Raw genomic sequence first — 22,023 nt, 5'->3', positions numbered from 1 at the left:
CCTCCCTGCCAAAAACCAAACTTATTGCAAAGTCTTGGCTTTCTGAACTATTTCTACTAGTCGCCATCTTTTGTCTTTACTTAAGGGGCGGGTCTCCATTATTTTAACAATATCCCCGGTTTTGGCTTCATTGTTCTCATCGTGTGCTTTGTACTTCTTACTGGTTTTAATCGTCTTTTTATAAAGAGGATGCTGTTTTACGGTTTCCACGCTTACTGTTATAGTCTTATCCATCTTGTCACTGCTTACGGTGCCTATTCTGTTTTTCCGGTTAGCGCGGTTCTCAGTCACCCTTTAAAACCTCCTTCCTTCTGATTACCTGCTTGCGGCAATTTCTCTTTGCCTCAATATGGTCTTGCAGCGGGCAATATCCTTTTTTACATCCTTGATTCTCTTATGGTTATCCAGTTGTCCTGTAGCCAGCTGAAATCTGAGGTTGAATAATTCCTCCTTGCAACTGGATACTTTCTGGTTTAACTCCTCATCGGTTAGCTCCCTAATCTTTTCAGCTTTCACTAACCTCACCACCCATTTCTTCTCTTTTTGCGAATTTACACTTGACTGGAAGCTTGTGTGCCGCAAGTCTCATGGCTTCACGTGCAACTTCTTCACTAACTCCGGATAGCTCAAACATCACTCGCCCGGGCTTAACCACTGCCACCCAGTGCTCGGGAGAACCCTTGCCTTTTCCCATTCTGGTTTCAGCGGGCTTTACGGTCAACGGCCGATCAGGGAATATCTTGATCCACAACTTGCCGCCTCTCTTGACATAGCGATTAATGGCTATTCTTGCCGCTTCTATTTGCCGGTTGGTTATCCAGGCAGGCTCCAGAGCCTGCAGGCCATAATCCCCGTAAGTAACGGCATTGCCCTTGTTAGCCTTTCCCGCCAGACTGGGACGATGTTGTTTTCTGTGTTTTACTCTTTTTGGGGTAAGCATTATTTACCTGCCTCCTCCATTTCTTTCTGTTTGGGCTCTTTGGGTCTTTGTTTGGCCTCGGGTAAAATCTCACCCCGGTTGATCCAGACTTTAATCCCGATCTTTCCGTAGGTGGTATTGGCCTCGGCAAAACCATAGTCAATATCTGCCCGTAGAGTATGCAGGGGTACTTTGCCTTCAGCATACCATTCCGTCCGGGCTATTTCGGCTCCGCCCAGTCTTCCGGAAATAGCAATCTTTATGCCTATTCCACCCGAGCGCATGGTGCGCCCAACGGTCTGTTTCATGGCCCGCCGGAATGATATCCTTTTTTCCAGCTGCTGGGCTACATTTTCAGCTACAATCTGAGCATCATATTCCGGTCTCCTGATCTCCTGAATATTGATATTTACATTCTTTTTGGTCATCTGAGCCAGGTTGACCTTGAGCCTTTCTACTTCGACACCACCACGACCAATAATAATCCCAGGCTTGGCGGTATGGATGGTTACTCTTATCCGGTTGCCTGTACGCTGTATTTCTACCTTGGATATACCGGCGGCATAAAAGCGATCCTTTATGAATTTTCTGAGCTTGAAGTCTTCATGTAAGAGTTCGCTATAATCCCGGTCAGCATACCAGTTGGAATCCCAATCCCTAATAATACCGATTCTAAACCCTTTAGGATGAACCTTTTGACCCACTATCTTACCTCCCTTTCCCTTAGCACCACGGTAATGTGACTGGTTCTGTGGCGCCTGACATCTGCTCGGCCATAAGCTCGAGGCCGCATTCGTTTTGCGGTTGGCCCTTCATCAATGAATATCTGGGAAACCACCAGGGCATTGGAATCCATATCGAAATTGTGTTCTGCATTGGCGATAGCAGACTGCAGTACTTTCCTTATCAGGGGGGCAGATTTTTTATTGGTATACCTCAAAATCGCCATAGCTTCGCCAGTATCCTTGCCTCTAACCAGATCAGCTACCTGGCGGGCTTTAAAAGGAGATACGCGAATATGACGAGCAATAGCTCTGGCTTCCATTTTCCATCCTCCTTCCTTACCGCGCTCTGCTTGTTTTCTCGGATTTGCCGGCATGCCCTCGGTAAGTCCGGGTGGGTGCAAATTCACCCAGTTTCATGCCTACCATATCTTCGGTTACATAGACTGGTATATGCCTGCGCCCGTCATGTACCGCAAAAGTATGCCCGATCATATCCGGCATTACAGTGGAACGCCGGGACCAGGTTTTGATTACTCTTTTCTGGCCGGATTGATTCATCTGTTCAATTCTTTTTAGCAATTTATCTTCACAATAAGGCCCTTTTTTCAGTGACCTGCCCATCTAAAGACCTCCTTTTTTCTGCTAGAGATTTACCTTAAGCGGGCGTTAACCCAAATTATGCTTCTCTTTAAGCTTAAACGTTCTCCTTAGGGCTTGCGCTTTCTGACAATCATATTGTCAGATGGTTTTTTCTTGCGGGTTTTACCCCCTATGGCTATCTTACCCCAGGGAGATACCGGGTATTTCCTACCAATAGGAGCACGTCCTTCTCCACCACCATGTGGATGATCGGTCGGATTCATTACTGATCCTCTTACGGTCGGCCTAATACCCAACCAGCGAGTACGTCCGGCTTTACCCAGAGTCATATTCTCATGCTCCAGGTTCCCTACCTGACCTAAAGTAGCCCGGCAACTTACGTGAATAAGCCTTACCTCTCCGGAGGGTAAGCGTACATGCGCATAGGCTCCTTCTTTGGCCATCAACTGCGCTACCACTCCTGCCGAACGTACCAATTGAGCGCCTTTACCCGGCCTTAATTCAATATTGTGAATCAACGAACCCACTGGTATGTCCTTCAACGGCAGGGTATTACCTGTCTTTATATCGGCGTTGGGGCCTGATTCTATCACATCGCCCACCTTCAAATTATGGGGTGCTATGATATAAGCCTTATGCCCGTCAAAATAATGCAACAAGGCAATATTAGCCGAGCGATTGGGATCATATTCAATAGCTGCCACCCGGGCCGGTACGTTATCTTTAACCCTCTTGAAATCAACCACACGATACAGGCGTTTGTGCCCGCCACCCCGATGTCTTACTGTCATACGACCCTTGGCATTTCTGCCGGCTTTCCTTTTTAGCGGTGCAGTTAGCGCTTTATCAGGTTCCTGCTTGGTGATTTCTTCAAAACTCATAGTGGTCATATGCCTTCTGCTGGGTGTCGTAGGCTTGAATTTCTTTATACCCATCTATCGTTTCACTCCTTACTACGACAGTAAATTTATCTGGCAATAATCTATATAATCTAAGAATTAATTTACATGCCTTCAAACAAACGTATCTTCTGACCAGGTTTAAGACTAATTACAGCCTTTTTACGGTCGGGTTTTTTGCCCTCAAAGCGGCCCATCCGTTTGGGTTTGCCTTTTACATTAATAGTATTTATGCTCTCTACTCTAACTTCAAAAATATTCTCAATAGCGTTTTTTATTTCCGTTTTATTGGCGCGCTTGTCGACAATAAAAGTGTATTTGTTATCGGCCAGCATATTCATAGATTTTTCGGTTACCACCGGCTTGATTATAATGTCTCGGTAGTCTTTCATTTAGGCAAACACCTCCTCTACCCGGGCTACTGCCTCGCGGGTAATGAGCAAAGTATCGTAATGCAGCAAATCATAAACATTAATAAAATCTGCTCTTAAGGGTTTTACCCCGGGGATGTTACGCGCTGATTTGACTAAGTTGGGATCACCATAAGCGGTAACCACCAGGGTTTTCTTTCCTACCGGCAATGACTTCAGTGTCTGTACCATAAGCCTGGTTTTGGGTTCATCAAAAGTGAGGGAATCAACTACAATAATATTGTTATCGATCACCTTGCTGGATAGTGCTGATTTCATAGCCAATCTTCTGACTTTACGCGGTAATCTATAGGAAAAGTCTCTGGGCCTGGGCCCAAAGGCGACTCCCCCTTTAGTCCATACCGGGTTTCTGCTGCTACCTACGCGAGCCCGACCGGTACCTTTTTGCCGCCAGGGTTTCTTGCCTCCGCCCCTGACTTCAGCTCTGGTCTTGCTCGAGGCAGTACCCGCTCGCTTATTGGCCAGTTGCATTTTTACGAAATCAAACAAAACCGCCTGGTTGGGCTTAATACCGAAAACGCTGTCATTTAGTTCTATTTCTCCAATCTGGGCCCCGCTCATATCATACAACGCAACCTTGGGCATTTTTTTGCCTACCTCCTCTTAAATAGTGAAAAGCTCAATTTATTTTGCTATTCTACTATTTTTCCTTAACTGAATTCTTTATAATGACAAAACCTCTCTTGGGCCCTGGAATTGAACCTTTGATAAGAATGAGATTCCTATCCGGATAGACTTTTACTACCTTCAAGCCCTGAACCGTAACTCTTCCTCCCCCAAGTCGACCCGGGAGCTTTCTTCCCTTAAAAACGCGGGCCGGTCCCTTTGCTCCCAGGGAACCGGGGCGCCGGTGATATTTGGAGCCATGACCCATGGAGCCACGAGCAAAGTTATGTCTTTTAACACCGCCGGCAAAACCTTTACCCTTTGAAATACCAATTACATCTACCAGATCTCCTGCCGCGAAAATTTCCGCCGTTATTTCCTGCCCCACATCATATTCATCTACATTATCAATACGGAATTCCCTGATGTAGCGCAGCGGTTTCACATTGGCTTTTTTGAAGTGCCCTCTGGCTGGCTTATTGGCCAGTTTTTCTTTCAGGTTGTAAAAGCCTACCTGAATGGACTCATAACCATCGCTCTCCAACTTTTTCTTCTGCAAAACTGTACAGGGACCAGCTTCAATAATGCTCACTGGTACAGCTTTATCGTTCTCATCAAATATTTGTGTCATTCCAATTTTGATTCCCATTATGGATTTCTTGCTAGTAGTCACCTTAATTACCTCCGTCTTCTTGGTGATAGGTTGGAAGTGGGAGCTCCAACGTCACTTCTTTTTTCAGAAATCTTCCCTGGCTCGCGAGGCCCCGTATTCCCACTGGTCTCTTAAGCAGTTTTTGGACTACAGCTTGATCTCTATATCTACTCCTGAAGGTAAATCCAGGTGCATCAGAGCATCTATGGTCTTGGGGTTAGGATCAAGTATATCTATCAGGCGTTTATGGGTTCTCATTTCAAACTGTTCCCGTGAATCCTTATTTACATGGGGAGAGCGCAGTACAGTGTAGATACTTTTTCCCGTCGGTAACGGAATCGGACCGGAAACACTGGAACCATTCTTCCTGGCTGTCTCCACAATCTTTTGTGAAGACTGATCCAGAAGCTTATGGTCAAACGCCTTTAGTCTAATTCTTACTTTTTGCTGGCCATTCACTCTCTGTTAAACCTCCTTAGACTGGCTTCAATAATACACGCGTCCGGGCGTTCGGGGGCAAGGGCCGTTTTATCCCCTGCCCTTTATCACCCTGTTTACTCGTTCAAACTGGTGACCACACCGGCACCTACGGTTCTGCCGCCTTCACGAATGGCGAATCTCAAGCCCTCTTCTGCCGCTATCGGGGTTATTAGCTCTATTGCCATCTGTACATTGTCCCCGGGCATTACCATCTCTACTCCTTCGGGTAACTGGATTATTCCGGTTACGTCTGTGGTCCGGAAGTAGAACTGCGGTCTGTAACCACCAAAGAACGGGGTGTGTCTCCCGCCTTCTTCTTTGGTCAGGACATATACTTCAGCATTGAATGCGGTCAGGGGCTTGATGCTGCCGGGCTTGGCCAACACCATGCCTCTCTCTACTTCTTTGCGGTCTACTCCTCTTAACAGGGTGCCGATATTGTCTCCGGCTTCGGCATAGTCAAGAAGCTTGCGGAACATTTCTACTCCGGTGCATACGGTCTTTCTGGTGGCTTCTCTCATCCCTACTATTTCTACTTCGTCTCCTACTTTTACCTGCCCTCTCTCTACTCTTCCCGTGGTTACGGTGCCTCTTCCGGTTATGGTGAATACGTCTTCTATCGGCATCAGGAAGGGCTTGTCAACTGCTCTTTCGGGCATGGGTATATAGCTGTCAACGGCATCCATCAGTTCCCATATATGCTTGCACCACTCACATTCCCGGGTGCCACAGCCGCATTCCAGGGCTTTCAGGGCTGAACCCATTACTACGGGTATGTCGTCTCCGGGAAATTCGTAGAAACTTAAGAGTTCTCTCACTTCCATTTCTACCAGCTCTAATAGTTCGGGGTCGTCGACCATGTCGGTCTTGTTCATAAATACTACTATATATGGTACCCCTACCTGACGGGACAGCAGTATATGCTCCCGGGTCTGTGGCATGGGGCCATCCGCAGATGATACTACCAGTATGGATCCGTCCATCTGCGCTGCTCCGGTGATCATGTTCTTTATGTAGTCAGCATGACCAGGGCAGTCTACATGAGCGTAGTGACGGGTTTCGGTTTGATATTCAACATGCGAGGTGTTGATGGTTATGCCTCTTTCCCGCTCTTCCGGGGCTTTGTCAATCTCTTCATAGGACGTAGCCTTGGCTCCTCCCACTTTGGACAGGGTCTGGGTTATGGCTGCTGTCAATGTGGTCTTGCCATGGTCTATGTGACCTATGGTTCCAATGTTAAGATGAGGTTTCGTCCTCTCGTATTTTGCCTTTGCCATCCTTTCTCTCACCTTTCCTTTTGAATTTGTTTTTTATTATTAGTGCCAGGCACCTAGTTACCTTTGGATGTAAAAAATTATAATTGTACATTAGCTTGTATAAATATACCGCTCGCACGACCCTTACCTCATCTGTCATCCGTCTTCTGTCTTCCAGCATCCGTCTTCCGCCTTACACCGGCAGCCCATATCTTCGTGCTATTATCTCCCGGCTCTTTGATTCTGGAACCTCGGCATAATTCTTTATCTTCATGGAAAAACTTGCACGGCCCTGACTGAGTGACCTTAAGCTGGTAGCATAACCAAAGGTTTCTGCCAGTGGTACCAGCCCTTTTACCACTTTAGCCTCACGGTTCTCTTCCAGAGCCATTATCCTTCCCCGACGGGCATTTAAATCGGAAATTACATCTCCCAGGTATTCCTCAGGAGAGATTATCTCCAAATCCATGACCGGCTCCAGGAAAACTGATTGGGCATTACCCAGGGCTTCCTTTAGAGCCATGCTGGCGGCAATCTTAAAGGCTGGTTCATTGGAATCGACCTCATGATAGGAACCACCCTTTAGAACCACTTCCACGTCATCTACCGGGTATCCGGCCAGGATGCCGGCCTGTAATGCTTCCCGCGCCCCCATTTCCACCGCAGGTACATAATCGCGGGGAATAGCTTCGGGGCTGGATCTATCTACAAACTTCTTGCCCTGGCCCTCAGCAAGGGGTAAGATTTCCAGTATTACATGGGCATATTGCCCGCGCCCACCAGCTTGCCGGTCAAACTTGACTTCTGCAGCGGCCTTTTTCTTGGGCGTTTCTTTGTAGGCCACCTGTGGCTTGCCTATGTTTGCATTAACCTTAAATTCTCTAAGCATGCGGTCAATAATAATCTCCAGGTGTAATTCCCCCATACCGGATATTATTGTCTGGCCGCTTTCTTCATCCTGCCTGGTTTGGAATGTAGGGTCTTCTTCCGCTAACCGCCGCAGGCTTTCTTCAATTCTTTCCTGGTCAGCTCTGGTTTTGGCCTCGATGGCTACATCAATTACCGGTTCCGGAAAATCAATCGTTTCCAACAAGACGGGATGGTTCTCACTGCAGAGTGTGTCGCCGGTTACCGTGTTTTTCAAACCTACCCCGGCAACAATATCACCAGCATAAGCTTCCTCTATTTCCTCGCGGTGGTTGGCATGCATTTTCAGTATTCTGCTAAAGCGCTCTTTTCTATCCTGACGACTGTTGAAAAGAGAGCTTCCTGCCTTTATGTGACCGGAATAAATCCGAAAGTAGGTTAATTTTCCCACATAAGGGTCACTGGCTAGTTTGAACGCCAGAGCACAAAGAGGAGCTTCAACTTCAGGCTTTATTTTTATGCTTTCGCCACTGGCTATATCCATCGCCTCGATTGCAGGTATATCAAGGGGGGAAGGCAGGTAGTTCACCACCGCATCCAGCAGCATCTGCACTCCCTTGTTCTTAAAAGAAGACCCGCAAAGTACAGGTACTATTTGGTTGGCGATGCAATTTCTTCTCAAAGAACTTTTAATTTCCGCCGGGGAAATCTCCTGAGCCTCCAGGTATTTTTCCAGTATAATGTCATCGTATTCGGATAATCTCTCCAGAAGAATATTCCTAAACTCCTGGGCTTCTGCCCTTTCGTTAACGTTTAATTCCCTCTCCTGGTATTGCTCACCGCTATCATCTTCATAGATGTAGGCTTTAAATTCGATCAAATCAATAACGCCAGAGAATGATTCCTCCACCCCGATGGGTAATTGTATGGCCACTGCGTCGCTACCCAGGTTTTTCCTAATCATTTCAATTACCCGGAAAAAGTCCGCCCCCACACGATCCATTTTATTTACATAGGCAATGCGAGGAACTTGGTAGCGATCGGCCTGTCTCCATACGGTCTCTGATTGTGGTTGTACGCCAGCTACCGCGCAAAAAATACCTATAGACCCATCAAGCACTCTTAATGAGCGCTCTACCTCAACGGTAAAGTCCACATGGCCGGGCGTGTCGATGATGTTGACAAAGTAATCCTTCCATTTACAGGCTGTAGCAGCTGAGGTTATAGTTATTCCTCTTTCCTGCTCCTGGCTCATCCAGTCCATTGTAGCGGTACCTTTATCGACTTCACCCATCTTATGAACCCGTCCGGAATAAAACAATATTCTTTCCGTAGTGGTTGTTTTCCCGGCATCAATATGAGCCATAATGCCAATATTTCTAATAGCAGTTAAATCTAAGCCGTCAGCCATTGAATTCCTCTTTTCGACTTACCAGCGGTAATGAGCAAATGCCTTGTTGGCCTCTGCCATTTTATGGGTATCTTCTCTCTTCTTTACGGCAGCTCCGGTATGATTGGCTGCATCCATTATTTCACCAGCCAGGCGCTCGGCCATGGTTTTTTCTCCTCTTTTGCGGGCATAAGCAACCAGCCATCTTATGGCCAGGGTCTGTCTTCTATCTGTGCGCACTTCCACTGGCACCTGGTAATTGGCTCCGCCTACCCGTCTGGCTCTAACCTCTACAATAGGGGTTATGTTTTTCATGGCTTCTTCAAATACTTCCAGGGGCTCCCGGCGGGTCTTCGTCTCCACAATTTCAAAGGCGCCATAACAAATCTTTTCAGCTAAACTTTTTTTTCCATCCCACATAAGCTGGTTAATCAGCTTGGTGAATATCTTGCTGTTGTAGATGGGATCCGGCAAGACATCTCGCTTGGGAACAGGTCCTTTTCTCGGCATTTCGCGCCTCCCTCCTATTTCTTTTTAGGCCTCTTGGTGCCATATTTGGATCTTCCTTGATTGCGCTTCTGAACCCCAGAAGCATCCAGCGTTCCTCTGATGATGTGATATCTTACACCCGGCAAATCCTTGACTCTGCCCCCTCGGATAAGAACCACGGAGTGTTCCTGCAGGTTATGGCCAATGCCTGGAATATAAGCAGTAACTTCTATGCCGTTAGTTAATCGTACCCTGGCTATTTTGCGTAAAGCTGAATTAGGTTTCTTGGGGGTGGTAGTATATACCCGGGTACAAACCCCTCTTTTTTGGGGACAGCTTTTCAAAGCGGGTGCGGTTGACTTCTGCTCACCCTTTTCGCGTCCTTTTCTTACCAGTTGGTTTATGGTCGGCATTTCTGCACCTCCCTTCTACTGCTTGGCTATACTTTGATGATTATAAATAATTTAGCGAAATGCTTCGCATTTCTTTTTATTTCATTATGGGCAGTAATAGAGGAGCCAACTTTACTTCCCCTCACTCAATTTCCATGGGTACTTCTCTCCTTCAGTAATGAAGCACCCTTTAGTGGTCTTTCAAGAGGGCTACCGTTGCTGAGCCCACATCGATCCCACAGGATTTGCCGAGTTTTTCCATAGTCTCCACCATTTCGACTTCCACTTCTTTTCCCTGGCAAAGCCTTTTTATGGCTTCCACAATGTGGGGTTCGGCATCAGCGGCAATAAATACTTTCCTGGCCTCATCCCGGCTAAGTGCTTTCTTAACTTGCTTGCTTCCAATTACCTTGGGATAATCCCTGATCTTTTCCAGTGGCAAAGGCTAACCCTCCTCCTTAAAACAAGCCGCTCACCAGACCAATCCGGCGAATTTGCCACGCACTTAAATATTTTAGCACCTGGTGGGAGCCCCGTCAAATAGTTTCTTGGAGCAGTTTATTCTGAGAGCATCTTCTCGACTTCCACGGGCTCAATGATACCGGTTTCCCGGTAAGCTGAATAACCGGTTCCGGCCGGAATCAATTTGCCAATTATAACATTTTCTTTTAAACCGATTAGATGGTCTACTTTCCCTTTTATAGCCGCTTCGGTTAACACCTTGGTGGTCTCCTGGAAAGAAGCCGCCGAAAGGAAAGAATCCGTATTCAACGATGCCTTGGTTATCCCCAGGAGCATAGGAGAACAGGTAGCCGGCAATCCCCTCGCTTTAATCTCACGATTATTCTCATCTTCAAAGCTGGATATATCGACAAAAGCTCCCGGTAAAAGTGCTGTGTCTCCCGGGTCTTCTATCTTAACCTTTTTGAGCATCTGGCGAATCATTATTTCTATGTGTTTATCACTGATATCAACCCCCTGGGATCGATAAACTTTTTGCACCTCCTGCAAAAGGTATCTCTGAACTTCTTGCATACCCTTGGTCTTCAAAATATCATGTGGGTTCAGGGGGCCCTCGGTCAGGGCATCACCAATTTCAACATAGTCTCCTTCTCCCACCTTCAAACGCGAACCATAATGAACTGGGTAGGTTCCCAGGACTTCTTCTTTTTCCCCCAGTACTTCTACCTCCCGTCGTCCTTTGTTCTCTCCAAATCTCACTTTACCGTTTGCTTCTACCACTACGGCCTGCCCTTTCGGCTTCCGCACCTCGAAAAGCTCTTCCACTCGGGGTAGACCGCGGGTTATATCGTCCCCAGCCACTCCACCGGTATGGAAAGTACGCATGGTAAGCTGGGTACCGGGTTCCCCGATAGACTGTGCTGCCAATATTCCTACGGCTTCACCAATTTCTACATCATAGCCGGTAGCCAGATTGCGCCCATAGCATTTCTTACAAACCCCATGCCGGGTCTTGCAGGTCAAAACGCTTCTTATTTTTACTTTTTCAATGCCGGCCATTTCAATTTCATAACCGGTATCATCATCAATCATCTGGTTTTCCGCCACCAGAACCTCACCAGTATCAGGATGGATGATGCTGTCAACCGATACCCGCCCAATGATTCGCTGGTGCAAGGGTTCAATAAGTTGGGAGCCTTCCATTATCCTTCCTACCCAAATGCCCTCCACCGATTCACAATCATCTTCGCGGACAATTACATCCTGTGATACATCCACCAGACGGCGGGTCAAGTAACCTGAATCAGCTGTACGCAAAGCTGTGTCAGCCAGGCCTTTCCTGGCGCCGTGAGTAGAAATAAAATACTCTAGAACGGTTAAACCTTCACGGAAATTGGCCTTGATAGGAAGGTCAATAATCTTACCGGAAGGATCCGCCATAAGTCCTCGCATTCCAGCCAGTTGGCGAATCTGCTGGAAATTTCCGCGTGCACCGGAGGTAGCCATCATATATACGGGATTGTCTTCCGATAAAGAATTTTTCAAAACCTCGGTTACATCATCAGTAGCCTGGTTCCAGATCTCCACCACCTGGGCATGCCTTTCTTCATCGGTAATTAAGCCTACCTCATAATCACTCTCGATAGACTCTACTTCCTGGTCTGCCTCCTTAAGAATGTCATACTTGGCGGGGGGGGTTTCAAAATCAGTCACGCCCACGGTGATACCGGCCCTGGTACTGAACTCATAGCCCAACCTCTTAAGTCCATCCAACATGTCAGCGGTACGGGCATTGCCTTCCAGACGGTAACATTCGTAGACTATATTGCCCAACTTTTTCTTATCTATTATTTCATTGTAGAATCCTAGACTAGACGGGATAGTATCATTGAAAATAATCCTTCCCACGGAGGTATCCACTATTTCCTCCAGGAAAGTCTGGGCTTCATGGCTTTTCAGTATTTCCCGACCGGTCTTTTGCGGCATATTCATCTTTACACGAATTTTTTCATGTAAATCAATCTGCCCCAGTTGAAATGCCATCCTAGCCTCGTCCGGGCTGCTAAAGCCCCGGGTATTCGTCTTGCTGAAAGCTTCCGCACTGATAAATGTAAGGTAGTATAGGCCTATGACCATGTCCTGAGTTGGAGTCACCACCGGTTTGCCATCTTTGGGGTTCAAAATATTATTACTGGCCAGCATCAATAGCCGGGCTTCGGTCTGGGCCTCAGCGGACAGGGGTACATGTACGGCCATCTGGTCTCCATCAAAGTCAGCATTATAGGCGGTACAAACCAGGGGATGAAGCTGCAGAGCACGTCCTTCCACCAGTACTGGTTCAAAAGCCTGTATGCCCAGGCGATGCAAGGTGGGAGCACGGTTCAACAGTACCGGATGCTCTTTTATGACATCATCCAGGATATCCCACACCTCTTCCCGGCCTCTTTCCACCATCTTCTTGGCACTCTTGATATTAGAGGCGATGGCCTTATCCACCAGTTTTTTCATTACGAAGGGTTTAAAAAGCTCCAGGGCCATTTCCTTGGGCAGCCCGCACTGGTGCATCTTCAGGTTGGGTCCTACCACAATTACGGATCTGCCGGAATAATCCACCCGTTTACCCAGAAGGTTCTGACGAAAACGTCCCTGCTTTCCTTTGAGCATATCACTTAGCGATTTAAGCGGGCGATTGCCTGGTCCGGTAACCGGTCTTCCTCTCCGTCCATTATCTACCAGGGCATCCACCGCTTCCTGCAACATTCTTTTCTCATTACGGACAATAATGTCTGGCGCCCCCAGGTCAAGCAGTCTTTTCAAGCGATTGTTACGGTTTATCACCCGGCGGTACAGGTCATTCAGGTCAGAGGTAGCAAAGCGACCGCCATCCAGTTGTACCATCGGCCTGAGATCTGGAGGAATAACCGGCAAAACATCTAAAATCATCCACACCGGTTCATTACCTGATAGGCGGAAAGACTCTACTACTTCCAAGCGTTTTATAGCCCGGCTCTTTCTTTGTCCGGTAGTAGTAGATATTTCTTCTTTTAACTCCGATGACATTTTATCCAGTTCAACTCCGTAGAGCAAGGATTTTACTGCTTCCGCCCCTATTCCAGCCTTAAAAGCTTCTCCATATCTATCCCGATTCTCCCGGTACTCCCGCTCGTTTAGCAGCTGTTTTTTTAACAGCGGGGTATCACCGGGATCCAGAACAATATAACTTACGAAATATATTACTTTTTCCAGAACCTTGGGAGACATATCCAGGAGCAAACCCATACGACTGGGAATTCCTTTAAGGTACCAGATATGACAAACCGGAGCGGCCAGTTCTATGTGCCCCATCCGCTCTCTTCTTACCTTGGAAGTGGTAACCTCCACACCACAACGATCACAGACTATTCCTTTATGGCGTACCCGCTTGTATTTCCCGCAATGGCACTCCCAATCTTTTACCGGTCCAAAAATCTTCTCACAGAACAGGCCTTCCTTCTCTGGCCTTAGAGTGCGGTAGTTTATGGTTTCCGGTTTCTTAACCTCTCCGCTGCTCCATGATCTGATCTGCTCTGGGGAAGCCAGGGATATTTTGATCCGATCAAAGTTTTCTGACAAATCGTTCTCTCCCTTCAGAAGATAATTTTATGCCCGTCTCCAGCAAGCCAACTAATGATGTCACTGCAACTGCTTGTATAGATATACTCACTCAACTACCATAATAGCGACCCGGCATTCAAGCATTCCCCCAGGCAGTTACTTATTATCTTCCTTTTCAGAATTGGATTTAACTTCCACATCCTGGTCATTATCTGCATTCTTCAAGGGTTGGCTAATCGCCAGCATTCTTCCTACGGGATTATCTGGTAGATCCAAGCCCAACTCCCGGGCTTTTACCTTTTCATTGACTTCGTTCTCATTATCCTTAATCAGTATTTCATGGTCATCTCCAGCCAAAATTCTAACATCAAGAGCCAGGCTCTGGAGCTCCTTTATCAGTACTTTAAAACCTTCAGGTACTCCCGGCTCTGGTATATTTTCCCCTTTGACAATGGATTCATAGGTCTTTAATCGCCCCGCCACATCATCTGATTTAACCGTTAGAATTTCCTGCAAAGTATAAGAAGCACCATAGGCTTCCAGAGCCCAAACCTCCATTTCCCCGAACCTCTGTCCTCCAAATTGGGCTTTTCCTCCCAGCGGTTGCTGGGTAACCAGGGAATAGGGTCCGATAGAACGGGCATGAATCTTGTCATCCACCAGGTGCGCCAGTTTCAACATATATACATAGCCCACAGTTATTTCGTGATCAAATTTCTCTCCGGTTCTCCCATCATAAAGTACGGTTTTCCCGCTTTCCGGCAGGTCTGATTCCCGCAGCTTGGTAAAGATATCTTCTTCGTTGGCCCCGTCAAAAACCGGGGTAGCAATATTGACACCCAGGGCCCTGGCGGCCAAGCCCATATGACACTCCAGGATTTGTCCAATATTCATGCGGGAGGGGACTCCCAGAGGATTGAGTACTATCTCCACCGGGGTTCCGTCTTCCAGGAAAGGCATATCTTCCTCGGGGAGAATACATGATATTACTCCTTTATTACCGTGACGCCCAGCCATTTTATCCCCCTCGGAGATTTTTCTCTTTTGGGCGATATAGACCCTGACCAGTTGATTAACACCAGGAGGAAGCTCATCCCCTTTTTCCCGGGAAAAACGTTTCACCGCTACTACCTTGCCTGCTTCCCCGTGAGGAACACGCAGTGATGAATCGCGGACTTCGCGTGCCTTTTCGCCAAATATAGCCCTTAACAATCTTTCTTCCGGTGTCAGCTCGGTTTCACCCTTGGGGGTGACCTTCCCGACCAAAATATCGTCAGGCCGCACTTCGGCCCCAACTCTAATTACACCCTGCTCATCCAGGTTTTTCAACATATCTTCGGATACATTAGGTATATCACGGGTAATCTCTTCTGAGCCCAGCTTGGTATCCCGGGCTTCACATTCATATTCTTCAATATGAATAGAAGTAAACACATCGTCTTTAACCAATTTCTCGGAAATTAGAATAGCGTCCTCATAGTTATAGCCCTCCCAGGGCATAAAAGCCACCATAACATTACGTCCCAGCGCCAATTCACCCTGGTCTGTACTGGGGCCGTCAGCTATAACCTCATTTGCTTCCACCCTTTCACCCACTTTTACTATCGGCCTCTGATTATAGCAGGTACCCTGGTTGGAGCGCATGAATTTCAAAAGCTCATAATTATCTCGAATCCCATCATCATTTTCTATAGTTATCCGGCTGGCGCTGACTTTTTTTACCGTTCCTGCCTTTTTAGCTATTACTACCGCTCCAGAATCTTGGGCAGCCTTATGTTCCAAACCGGTACCCACAATCGGAGCCTCGGCCTTAATCAAGGGTACAGCCTGCCTTTGCATGTTGGCTCCCATTAAAGCCCGGTTAGCATCATCATTTTCCAGGAATGGTATCAAGGCTGTGGCCACACTGAAAACCTGTTTGGGGGAAACGTCCATGTAATCGACCTTGCTTTTGGGAATCTCCAGGATTTCTTCAAAATAGCGGGCTTCAACCTTTTCATCAATAAAATAACCTTCTTCATCCAGGGGCGCATTGGCCTGGGCCACATAATATTCATCTTCTTCATCGGCCGAGAGATATACGATCTCATTTAAAACCCGCCCTAACTTCTTGTCCACTTTGCGGTACGGGGTTTCAATGAAACCAAAATCATTAACCTGTCCAAAGGTAGCCAGGGATCCAATCAAACCGATATTGGGGCCTTCTGGGGTTTCAATGGGACAAATCCTGCCATAGTGGGAATGATGAACATCGCGAACCTGAAAACCAGCTCTTTCCCGAGTTAGCCCGCCCGGTCCCAGAGCGCTGAGACGGCGCTTGTGGGTTAACTCCGCCAGCGGGTTGGTTTGGTCCATAAATTGGGATAACTGGGAGCTGCCGAAAAATTCTTTTACCGCCGCCGTAATCGGACGAATATTTATTAGAACCTGAGGAGTTAGGGTTTCCACATCATGGATACTCATCCTCTCCCTTACCACACGTTCCATTCTTACCAAGCCAGTTCTAAACTGGTTTTGCAGCAGCTCTCCAATAGAACGGAGTCTCCTGTTGCCCAGGTGATCTATAACATCGGTCTTGCCTTCACCCTTTATCAGTTTCAAAAGGTAACCAATGGTTGCCGTAATATCCTCCAGGGTCAGGTGTCTGTTATCGGCAGGGATATTAAGACCCAGTTTCTTGTTAACCTTATAACGACCTACTGCAGCCATATCATAACGACGTGGGTCAAAAAACAGGTTTTTAATCAATTGCTCGGCTGCGTCTTCGGTAGCCAATTCACCCGGCCTCAACCTGCGATAAAACTCAATCAACGCTTCTTTTTTATTGGTGCTGGTATCTTTATCCATAGTACGAGCAATGGTCTCGTCTCCGTCGTACATTTCGAGGATCACTTCATTGCTCTCATAACCCAGAGCCCGGAGTAAAACAGTCACCGGTATTTTGCGGGTTTTGTCTATTCTGGTGTAAACCAGACCAGCGCTGTCCATCTCCAGTTCAAACCAGGCCCCCCGATTGGGAATAATCGTGGCCCCAAAAAGGGGATGCCCGGCCACATCCATACGTTCATTAAAATATACCCCGGGCGATTTAACCAATTGGCTGACCACGACTCTTTCCGCTCCGTTAATAATAAAAGTTCCTTTTTCCGTCATCAGGGGTAGATCCCCCATATAAACCTCAGATTCCTTGATTTCTCCATTCTCTTTGTCCGTTAGCCTAACTTTGAGTTTCAATGGAGCCTGGTAACTAACATCTCTCTCTTTGCACTCGTTAATGGAATATTTGGGTTCACCCATACCATAATCCAAAAAACCTAACTCCAGGTTTCCAGTAAAGTCAAATATAGGGAAAACCTCCTGCAAAGCATCTCTCAAGCCTTGTTCCAAAAACCAATTATAGGAGTTTTTTTGAATCTGAATAAGGTTGGGTAATTCGACAGGTTCCTTAATGCGGGAATAACTAAGCCTATTGACACGTCCGTATTGTTCAAGATGAGCCATCCAATAATTCACCCCTTTAAAAATTTCCCAAAAGAAGTGAAAAGCAAGGCCTAACCTTAAACCTCGCTTTATTTCCAAGCTAACTATACCATCTATTTAATAAAAATTTCACTTTTACTACAAATGGCAATTATTAATATTATCATACATGCCATATGCAGTCAAGAATAAAATCCAGATTTTTTTGTTATTACCAATCATGATTCCACTGCAAAAAACCCTTTTTGTTGCATAAGGGTTGCATGAATCAATCATCATCTTCATCCAGATTTTCTTCCTGCCCAATGTTCTCCAGAGAATATCTTTCTTGAATAAGATCATTTACCCGTTTCATCCTGCTTATAAACCAGATTATTATTATCAGAAAACCCATTCCAAACAGTACCACAGCCAGCATGAACCCATCCAAAATAGTTGCCGTTAAAAGCTTATGCCCGTCTTCCATGACTACGAGGCGTTTCAATTCCCAGCTAGCAGTCATATCTTTAACTTCATCGGCGGAGTTTTCGCCAATGGCGCCGGGAATCCTAATTCTAAGCTGCCCCTCGTTTAAAGCGGCTACTTCTTGTAGAAAACCGGCCGACTCCTTTTCCAGGAATAATGATGTCCTCTGGAATACTACGTAATTCTTGACCTCTGCCTTTATGGGCAAGCTTTGCGATAGAGCCTGGTAAGCCTGCCAGCTATCTAGCTTGCGCTCTAACTTGTACTCTTTTCCTCCCTCTATTTGCTTCCACTCCTGGGTATCCAAGTTAAGCGGCTGATCCAAAGTCAGGCTTTCATAAATGGAGCCATCATCTCGTAAATCTATTTGCCAGTATACATTAGCCGCCTGAACCGGCTGGGGACAAAACATAATTATAAAGAGGAGACTTAAGATTAATGGAAGAAACTTCTTCATTATCTATCATGCCCCTTCCTTACCCAAAATAAACTTGAACTAAGGTTATAACATATAATTGTTTTGGGCAATAAAAAAAGTGCTGCCTGGCAGCACTTTTTTTGTTCTTTTATTGAACTTCTTGTAAATAAAGCACAAACTTGCCCTACTTTACTATAGAGATGGCCTATTTTACTTCTACACTGCCACCGGCCTCTTCAATCTTGGTTTTGATTTCGTTGGCCTCATCTTTAGTGATTTTTTCTTTTACCGGATTGGGGCATTCATCCACGAGGGTCTTGGCTTCTTTAAGTCCTAATCCGGTAATCTCTCTTACAACCTTAATGACATTAATTTTCTTTTCACCAGATGAAGTGAGTATAACATCAAACTCATATTGCTCTTCTGCGGCTTCTGCAGCGGCACCGGCTGCAGGGGCGGCGGCAACGGCTACGGGGGCGGCGGCACTAACTCCAAATTCTTCCTCCAGGGCCTTTACCAGTTCAGATAACTCCAAAACGGTCAATTGCTTGACGATATCAATAACTTCCTGTACTTTACTCATTATAATTACCTCCCAAATTTAATATAATTATTTATTTGTTCTCTTACTCTCTTGTTACTGAAGATTCTTAACCCGCCTTTTGTTCCCGGATCTGATCCAATACATTTACCAATCCGCCAATATTAGCATTAAGTACATATACCAGGCTGGTAATTGGGGCCTGCATGGTACCAAGCACCTGGGCCAGCAGTGCTTCCCGCGGTGGTAATTCAGACAGGGCTTTTACCCTATCGGATAAAACCATCTGTCCTTCGAGTATAGCGACTTTAACCTCCAGTTTTTTATACTGCTTGATAAAGTCATAAATAACTTTGGTAGGGCCAATGGGATCTTCCTGGCTAAAAAGCACGGCGTTGGGGCCGGCAATATACGGTATTACTTCGGGATTCCCCGTATTTTGCAGGGCAAATTCGGTCAAGGTGTTTTTAAGTACCTTGAATTCTACCCCGGGCAAGCGCAGTTTATTCCTTAAATCGGTAATTTCCTCAACCTTTATCCCCCGATAGTCAGCAAAAACAACCAGCATGGAATCCTGTAGCTTTCCCTCAATTTCTTTCACTATCTTTTGTTTTTCTTCAATTTTGGGCATTCATTTTCACCCCCTCTTAATTAAATCCATTAAAAAACCTCTGCTAGTGACCTGCAGAGGTTAATAGACTGCATTGGATAATACAGTTTTATATCAAATCCCTCGGCAGGTGAACTACTGTTCTTTAAGGCTTCCGCCACCGGCTGTCTATGGTTCCTGTTTTTCACTTTTACTTTATTTGTTGGCCGCCATTAAAACCAGCGGGTTAATTTTTATCCCCGGGCTCATAGTAGAGCATATGGTCACTGAGCGCATATACTGCCCTTTAGCAGCTGCTGGCCGGGCTTTGAGCAAGGCCTCAGCGAAGGCATTCAGGTTTTCATGCAGTTTTTCCGCCTCAAAGGAAATCCTCCCAATGGGTGCATGCACAATAGCGCTTTTGTCCACCCGGTACTCTATCCGACCGGCTTTTAATTCCTTAATAGTACGCTCAATATCAAAAGTTACTGTTCCTGCTTTGGGATTTGGCATCAATCCGCGAGGTCCCAGGATTTTACCTAATTTTCCCACTACCGCCATCATGTCAGGTGTGGCTACCGCCACATCAAAATCAAACCAGCCTCCCTGGATTTTTTCGGCCAGGTCTTCGCCACCGGCATAATCAGCACCCGCCAGTTCAGCCTCTTTAATTTTCTCTCCTTTGGCAAATACCAAAACCTTACGGGTTTTCCCGGTTCCATTGGGTAGACTGACCGTACCTCTTACTTGTTGGTCGGCATGCCGCGGATCCACTCCCAGTCTAATGTGAACCTCTACGGTTTCATCAAATTTGGCCTTGGCTATCTCTTTAACCAGTTCCAGAGCTTCTCTGGGCTCATAAAGTGCAACGCGATCTAATTTTTCACTGGCTTGTTGGTAGTTCTTTCCTCTTTTCATTTCCTTCATCCTCCTTGTGGTAATTCGGCTTCAGGCCTCCCACCATGGTTCTATTTTAGCAATTATGGGGCTTAATCGATTACTTCCAATCCCATACTGCGGGCGGTTCCTTCTATCATTTTTACCGCCGCATCAATGTCGCTGGCATTAAGGTCTTCTTTTTTGGTTTCCGCTATTTCCAGCAACTTGGCCCGGGGAACTTTGCCAATCTTCTTCTTATTTGGTTCGCCAGATCCTTTGTCTACATTGGCGGCCTTTTTAAGTAAATCAGAAGCCGGGGGTGATTTAATCACAAAAGTAAAAGATCGGTCTTCGAATACAGTTATTTCTACCGGTACAATATACCCGGCTTGATTGGCGGTTCGGGCATTGTACTCTTTGCAAAATCCCATTATATTAACCCCGTATTGGCCCAGGGCGGGTCCTACCGGTGGTGCTGGCGTAGCTTTTCCTGCAGCAATCTGTAGTGATATTTTACCCAAGACTTTTCGTGCCATTTCCCTACACCTCCTTTTTTCATAATAAACTTAAATAGCTTATATCTTTTCTATTTGTTCATAATCCAGTTCTACAGGTGTCTCCCTGCCGAACATGGAAATATTGACCCTTATCTTTCCTTTTTCCGGCAATAATTCCCGGACTACTCCCTCAAAATTGGCAAAAGGCCCGGATTTGACCCGGATACTCTCCCCAATTTCAATATCAATAATCATGGTCTTCTTTTCCATCAATCCCATCTGGCGGCGAATCTTGTCTATTTCTTCCTGATGGAGAGGGATGGGCTTGCTTCCACTTCCTACAAAACCAGTTACTCCAGGAGTATGACGTACCACATACCAGGAATCATCATCCATAATCATGTTTACAATGACATATCCAGGAAAAATCCTCTTATTGGTAACCTTGCGCTTGCCATTTTTGTATTCTACTTCCTGTTCCTCGGGAATAATAACCTCAAAAATTTTATCCTGCATATTCATTGATTCAACTCTTTTAGACAGATCAACCTTGATTTTGTTTTCATATCCCGAATAGGTATGTACCACATACCAATCACCCTGATTCCTCATTTCCTCAGCGGGCTCAGCACTCTGCTCTCTTTCAAGAGCTTCCGTGACACCTGCTTGCTGGTCGTTAATTAGAACCACCTCCTTGTCTAAGCAAAGGCTTCAAATAACTTCGCCAATAAAAACGAGAGTCCTGAATCAAATAACCAGATTATTATAGCTACCAGGGTTACAGCAACTAATACCACTCCAGTATAAGCCAGCATCTGCTGTCTATTAGGCCAATGTACCTTTTTAAGCTCACTATATACATTTAAGAAGAATTGTTTTCCACTCTCCCAGCGCAGTTTTAGAGCTGACTCCTTTACTGCCGGGATATTGTTTTTTGCCATCTAATTCACATCCCCGAGCTTACTTGATTTCTTTATGAACTGTATGCGTATTACAAAACCTGCAATATTTTTTCTTCTCGAGTTTTTCGCCTTGCTTTTTCTTGTCTCTGGTAGTCGTATAATTGCGTTGTTTACATTCGCTGCATGCCAGTGTTACTCCAACCCTCACCGCAATGACACCTCCATCCTGTGCGCAAAAATCCTATAATAATCTATCACAAGGCTATTCCTTATGTCAAATAGCCCTTTTTTCTTTATCAGTCAATACAGCAGGGGATCGAAACCCCTGCTGTGCTATCCATAATAGGGTTATGGGATTATTCCCCCTGTTTACTCGTTCAAACTGGTGACCACACCGGCACCTACGGTTCTGCCGCCTTCACGAATGGCGAATCTCAAGCCCTCTTCTGCCGCTATCGGGGTTATTAGCTCTATTGCCATCTGTACATTG

Annotated in this window: 27 protein-coding genes and 1 other annotated feature; all 27 genes read right to left on the bottom strand. The window is 46.1% G+C overall.

From position 1 onward, the window contains the following. Positions 1-21 precede the first annotated feature (21 nt). Positions 22-291 (bottom strand): 30S ribosomal protein S17, encoded by a 270-nt coding sequence (gene rpsQ / locus PHP87_RS04075; RefSeq protein WP_299918723.1) that lies wholly within the window; start codon positions 289-291, stop codon positions 22-24. 24 nt (positions 292-315) lie between these two features. After that, positions 316-516: a 50S ribosomal protein L29 gene (gene rpmC / locus PHP87_RS04070; protein WP_299918721.1), complete on the bottom strand. Its 201-nt coding sequence runs from the start codon at positions 514-516 to the stop codon at positions 316-318. Then, entirely contained in the window at positions 506-940 is a 435-nt protein-coding gene (gene rplP, locus PHP87_RS04065; protein ID WP_299918719.1) for a 50S ribosomal protein L16, read from the bottom strand. Before rplP ends, rpmC begins: the two co-directional genes overlap by 11 nt. After that, positions 940-1,623, bottom strand: a complete 684-nt coding sequence (gene rpsC, locus PHP87_RS04060) for a 30S ribosomal protein S3 (protein WP_299918718.1) — start codon at positions 1,621-1,623, stop codon at positions 940-942. Before rpsC ends, rplP begins: the two co-directional genes overlap by 1 nt. Then, entirely contained in the window at positions 1,623-1,964 is a 342-nt protein-coding gene (gene rplV, locus PHP87_RS04055; RefSeq protein ID WP_299918716.1) for a 50S ribosomal protein L22, read from the bottom strand. Before rplV ends, rpsC begins: the two co-directional genes overlap by 1 nt. A 16-nt stretch (positions 1,965-1,980) precedes the next feature. Then, entirely contained in the window at positions 1,981-2,265 is a 285-nt protein-coding gene (gene rpsS / locus PHP87_RS04050; RefSeq protein ID WP_299918714.1) for a 30S ribosomal protein S19, read from the bottom strand. Positions 2,266-2,351: 86 nt separating this feature from the next. Beyond that, a complete protein-coding gene (rplB, locus tag PHP87_RS04045; RefSeq protein WP_299918712.1) occupies positions 2,352-3,179 on the bottom strand; it encodes a 50S ribosomal protein L2 in 828 nt (275 codons plus the stop codon). A 68-nt stretch (positions 3,180-3,247) separates the two neighbouring features. After that, entirely contained in the window at positions 3,248-3,535 is a 288-nt protein-coding gene (rplW, locus tag PHP87_RS04040; RefSeq protein WP_299918710.1) for a 50S ribosomal protein L23, read from the bottom strand. Beyond that, positions 3,536-4,159 carry a 50S ribosomal protein L4 gene (gene rplD, locus PHP87_RS04035; protein WP_299918708.1) on the bottom strand — a complete coding sequence of 208 codons (624 nt, stop codon included), beginning with the start codon at positions 4,157-4,159 and terminating at the stop codon, positions 3,536-3,538. 55 nt (positions 4,160-4,214) lie between these two features. Then, the gene (gene rplC, locus PHP87_RS04030; protein WP_299918770.1) at positions 4,215-4,829 is read right to left on the bottom strand and encodes a 50S ribosomal protein L3; all 615 of its coding nucleotides are present in this window, start codon (positions 4,827-4,829) and stop codon (positions 4,215-4,217) included. 150 nt (positions 4,830-4,979) lie between these two features. After that, positions 4,980-5,291 carry a 30S ribosomal protein S10 gene (rpsJ, locus tag PHP87_RS04025; RefSeq protein WP_299918706.1) on the bottom strand — a complete coding sequence of 104 codons (312 nt, stop codon included), beginning with the start codon at positions 5,289-5,291 and terminating at the stop codon, positions 4,980-4,982. A gap of 95 nt (positions 5,292-5,386) precedes the next feature. Further along, on the bottom strand, positions 5,387-6,589 hold the full coding sequence (gene tuf / locus PHP87_RS04020; protein ID WP_299918704.1) for an elongation factor Tu: 1,203 nt from the start codon (positions 6,587-6,589) through the stop codon (positions 5,387-5,389). A 172-nt stretch (positions 6,590-6,761) separates the two neighbouring features. Next, positions 6,762-8,846: an elongation factor G gene (gene fusA / locus PHP87_RS04015; protein WP_299918703.1), complete on the bottom strand. Its 2,085-nt coding sequence runs from the start codon at positions 8,844-8,846 to the stop codon at positions 6,762-6,764. Between the two features lie 18 nt (positions 8,847-8,864). Beyond that, positions 8,865-9,335, bottom strand: coding sequence for a 30S ribosomal protein S7 (gene rpsG, locus PHP87_RS04010; RefSeq protein ID WP_299918701.1), 471 nt, complete (start codon positions 9,333-9,335; stop codon positions 8,865-8,867). A gap of 14 nt (positions 9,336-9,349) precedes the next feature. Continuing rightward, positions 9,350-9,727 carry a 30S ribosomal protein S12 gene (gene rpsL, locus PHP87_RS04005; RefSeq protein WP_011641713.1) on the bottom strand — a complete coding sequence of 126 codons (378 nt, stop codon included), beginning with the start codon at positions 9,725-9,727 and terminating at the stop codon, positions 9,350-9,352. A 169-nt stretch (positions 9,728-9,896) separates the two neighbouring features. Further along, positions 9,897-10,148: a ribosomal L7Ae/L30e/S12e/Gadd45 family protein gene (locus tag PHP87_RS04000; protein ID WP_299918696.1), complete on the bottom strand. Its 252-nt coding sequence runs from the start codon at positions 10,146-10,148 to the stop codon at positions 9,897-9,899. A gap of 116 nt (positions 10,149-10,264) precedes the next feature. Continuing rightward, positions 10,265-13,780 (bottom strand): DNA-directed RNA polymerase subunit beta', encoded by a 3,516-nt coding sequence (rpoC, locus tag PHP87_RS03995; protein ID WP_299918694.1) that lies wholly within the window; start codon positions 13,778-13,780, stop codon positions 10,265-10,267. A 138-nt stretch (positions 13,781-13,918) separates the two neighbouring features. Next, positions 13,919-17,263: a DNA-directed RNA polymerase subunit beta gene (gene rpoB / locus PHP87_RS03990; RefSeq protein ID WP_299918692.1), complete on the bottom strand. Its 3,345-nt coding sequence runs from the start codon at positions 17,261-17,263 to the stop codon at positions 13,919-13,921. Between the two features lie 247 nt (positions 17,264-17,510). Beyond that, positions 17,511-18,164: a hypothetical protein gene (locus tag PHP87_RS03985; protein WP_299918689.1), complete on the bottom strand. Its 654-nt coding sequence runs from the start codon at positions 18,162-18,164 to the stop codon at positions 17,511-17,513. 166 nt (positions 18,165-18,330) lie between these two features. Continuing rightward, positions 18,331-18,708: a 50S ribosomal protein L7/L12 gene (gene rplL / locus PHP87_RS03980; RefSeq protein ID WP_299918688.1), complete on the bottom strand. Its 378-nt coding sequence runs from the start codon at positions 18,706-18,708 to the stop codon at positions 18,331-18,333. Between the two features lie 67 nt (positions 18,709-18,775). Next, positions 18,776-19,297, bottom strand: coding sequence for a 50S ribosomal protein L10 (gene rplJ / locus PHP87_RS03975; protein WP_299918686.1), 522 nt, complete (start codon positions 19,295-19,297; stop codon positions 18,776-18,778). Between the two features lie 22 nt (positions 19,298-19,319). After that, positions 19,320-19,468: a sequence feature (ribosomal protein L10 leader region), on the bottom strand. Between the two features lie 3 nt (positions 19,469-19,471). Beyond that, positions 19,472-20,173: a 50S ribosomal protein L1 gene (gene rplA / locus PHP87_RS03970; protein ID WP_299918684.1), complete on the bottom strand. Its 702-nt coding sequence runs from the start codon at positions 20,171-20,173 to the stop codon at positions 19,472-19,474. A 71-nt stretch (positions 20,174-20,244) separates the two neighbouring features. Next, positions 20,245-20,670: a 50S ribosomal protein L11 gene (gene rplK, locus PHP87_RS03965; RefSeq protein WP_299918681.1), complete on the bottom strand. Its 426-nt coding sequence runs from the start codon at positions 20,668-20,670 to the stop codon at positions 20,245-20,247. Between the two features lie 39 nt (positions 20,671-20,709). Beyond that, positions 20,710-21,243, bottom strand: a complete 534-nt coding sequence (gene nusG, locus PHP87_RS03960) for a transcription termination/antitermination protein NusG (protein ID WP_299918767.1) — start codon at positions 21,241-21,243, stop codon at positions 20,710-20,712. Positions 21,244-21,329: 86 nt separating this feature from the next. Then, entirely contained in the window at positions 21,330-21,572 is a 243-nt protein-coding gene (secE, locus tag PHP87_RS03955) for a preprotein translocase subunit SecE (protein WP_299918678.1), read from the bottom strand. A 19-nt stretch (positions 21,573-21,591) separates the two neighbouring features. Beyond that, positions 21,592-21,741 carry a 50S ribosomal protein L33 gene (gene rpmG, locus PHP87_RS03950; RefSeq protein ID WP_299918675.1) on the bottom strand — a complete coding sequence of 50 codons (150 nt, stop codon included), beginning with the start codon at positions 21,739-21,741 and terminating at the stop codon, positions 21,592-21,594. Between the two features lie 161 nt (positions 21,742-21,902). Beyond that, positions 21,903-22,023: hypothetical protein (locus PHP87_RS03945; protein ID WP_366942890.1), on the bottom strand; the 121-nt coding region annotated here is incomplete at its 5' end.

Origin of the sequence: Syntrophomonas sp., from assembly GCF_028707975.1 — a bacterium.
Classification (GTDB): domain Bacteria; phylum Bacillota; class Syntrophomonadia; order Syntrophomonadales; family Syntrophomonadaceae; genus Syntrophomonas.
This window is presented reverse-complemented; position numbering and strand designations above follow the sequence as displayed.

Bases quoted from the DNA above. Each gene is read 5' to 3' on its own strand.
- rplP (WP_299918719.1), bottom strand. From the start codon at position 940: ATGCTTACCCCAAAAAGAGTAAAACACAGAAAACAACATCGTCCCAGT.
- tuf (WP_299918704.1), bottom strand. From the start codon at position 6,589: ATGGCAAAGGCAAAATACGAGAGGACGAAACCTCATCTTAACATTGGA.
- PHP87_RS03985 (WP_299918689.1), bottom strand. From the start codon at position 18,164: ATGAAGAAGTTTCTTCCATTAATCTTAAGTCTCCTCTTTATAATTATG.
- rplJ (WP_299918686.1), bottom strand. From the start codon at position 19,297: ATGCCCAAAATTGAAGAAAAACAAAAGATAGTGAAAGAAATTGAGGGA.
- rpsL (WP_011641713.1), bottom strand. From the start codon at position 9,727: ATGCCGACCATAAACCAACTGGTAAGAAAAGGACGCGAAAAGGGTGAG.
- rpsG (WP_299918701.1), bottom strand. From the start codon at position 9,335: ATGCCGAGAAAAGGACCTGTTCCCAAGCGAGATGTCTTGCCGGATCCC.
- secE (WP_299918678.1), bottom strand. From the start codon at position 21,572: ATGGCAAAAAACAATATCCCGGCAGTAAAGGAGTCAGCTCTAAAACTG.
- rplL (WP_299918688.1), bottom strand. From the start codon at position 18,708: ATGAGTAAAGTACAGGAAGTTATTGATATCGTCAAGCAATTGACCGTT.
- rplV (WP_299918716.1), bottom strand. From the start codon at position 1,964: ATGGAAGCCAGAGCTATTGCTCGTCATATTCGCGTATCTCCTTTTAAA.
- nusG (WP_299918767.1), bottom strand. From the start codon at position 21,243: ATGAGGAATCAGGGTGATTGGTATGTGGTACATACCTATTCGGGATAT.
- rpsS (WP_299918714.1), bottom strand. From the start codon at position 2,265: ATGGGCAGGTCACTGAAAAAAGGGCCTTATTGTGAAGATAAATTGCTA.
- rplA (WP_299918684.1), bottom strand. From the start codon at position 20,173: ATGAAAAGAGGAAAGAACTACCAACAAGCCAGTGAAAAATTAGATCGC.
- rplC (WP_299918770.1), bottom strand. From the start codon at position 4,829: ATGGGAATCAAAATTGGAATGACACAAATATTTGATGAGAACGATAAA.
- rplK (WP_299918681.1), bottom strand. From the start codon at position 20,670: ATGGCACGAAAAGTCTTGGGTAAAATATCACTACAGATTGCTGCAGGA.
- rplD (WP_299918708.1), bottom strand. From the start codon at position 4,159: ATGCCCAAGGTTGCGTTGTATGATATGAGCGGGGCCCAGATTGGAGAA.
- rpoB (WP_299918692.1), bottom strand. From the start codon at position 17,263: ATGGCTCATCTTGAACAATACGGACGTGTCAATAGGCTTAGTTATTCC.
- rplW (WP_299918710.1), bottom strand. From the start codon at position 3,535: ATGAAAGACTACCGAGACATTATAATCAAGCCGGTGGTAACCGAAAAA.
- rplB (WP_299918712.1), bottom strand. From the start codon at position 3,179: ATGGGTATAAAGAAATTCAAGCCTACGACACCCAGCAGAAGGCATATG.
- fusA (WP_299918703.1), bottom strand. From the start codon at position 8,846: ATGGCTGACGGCTTAGATTTAACTGCTATTAGAAATATTGGCATTATG.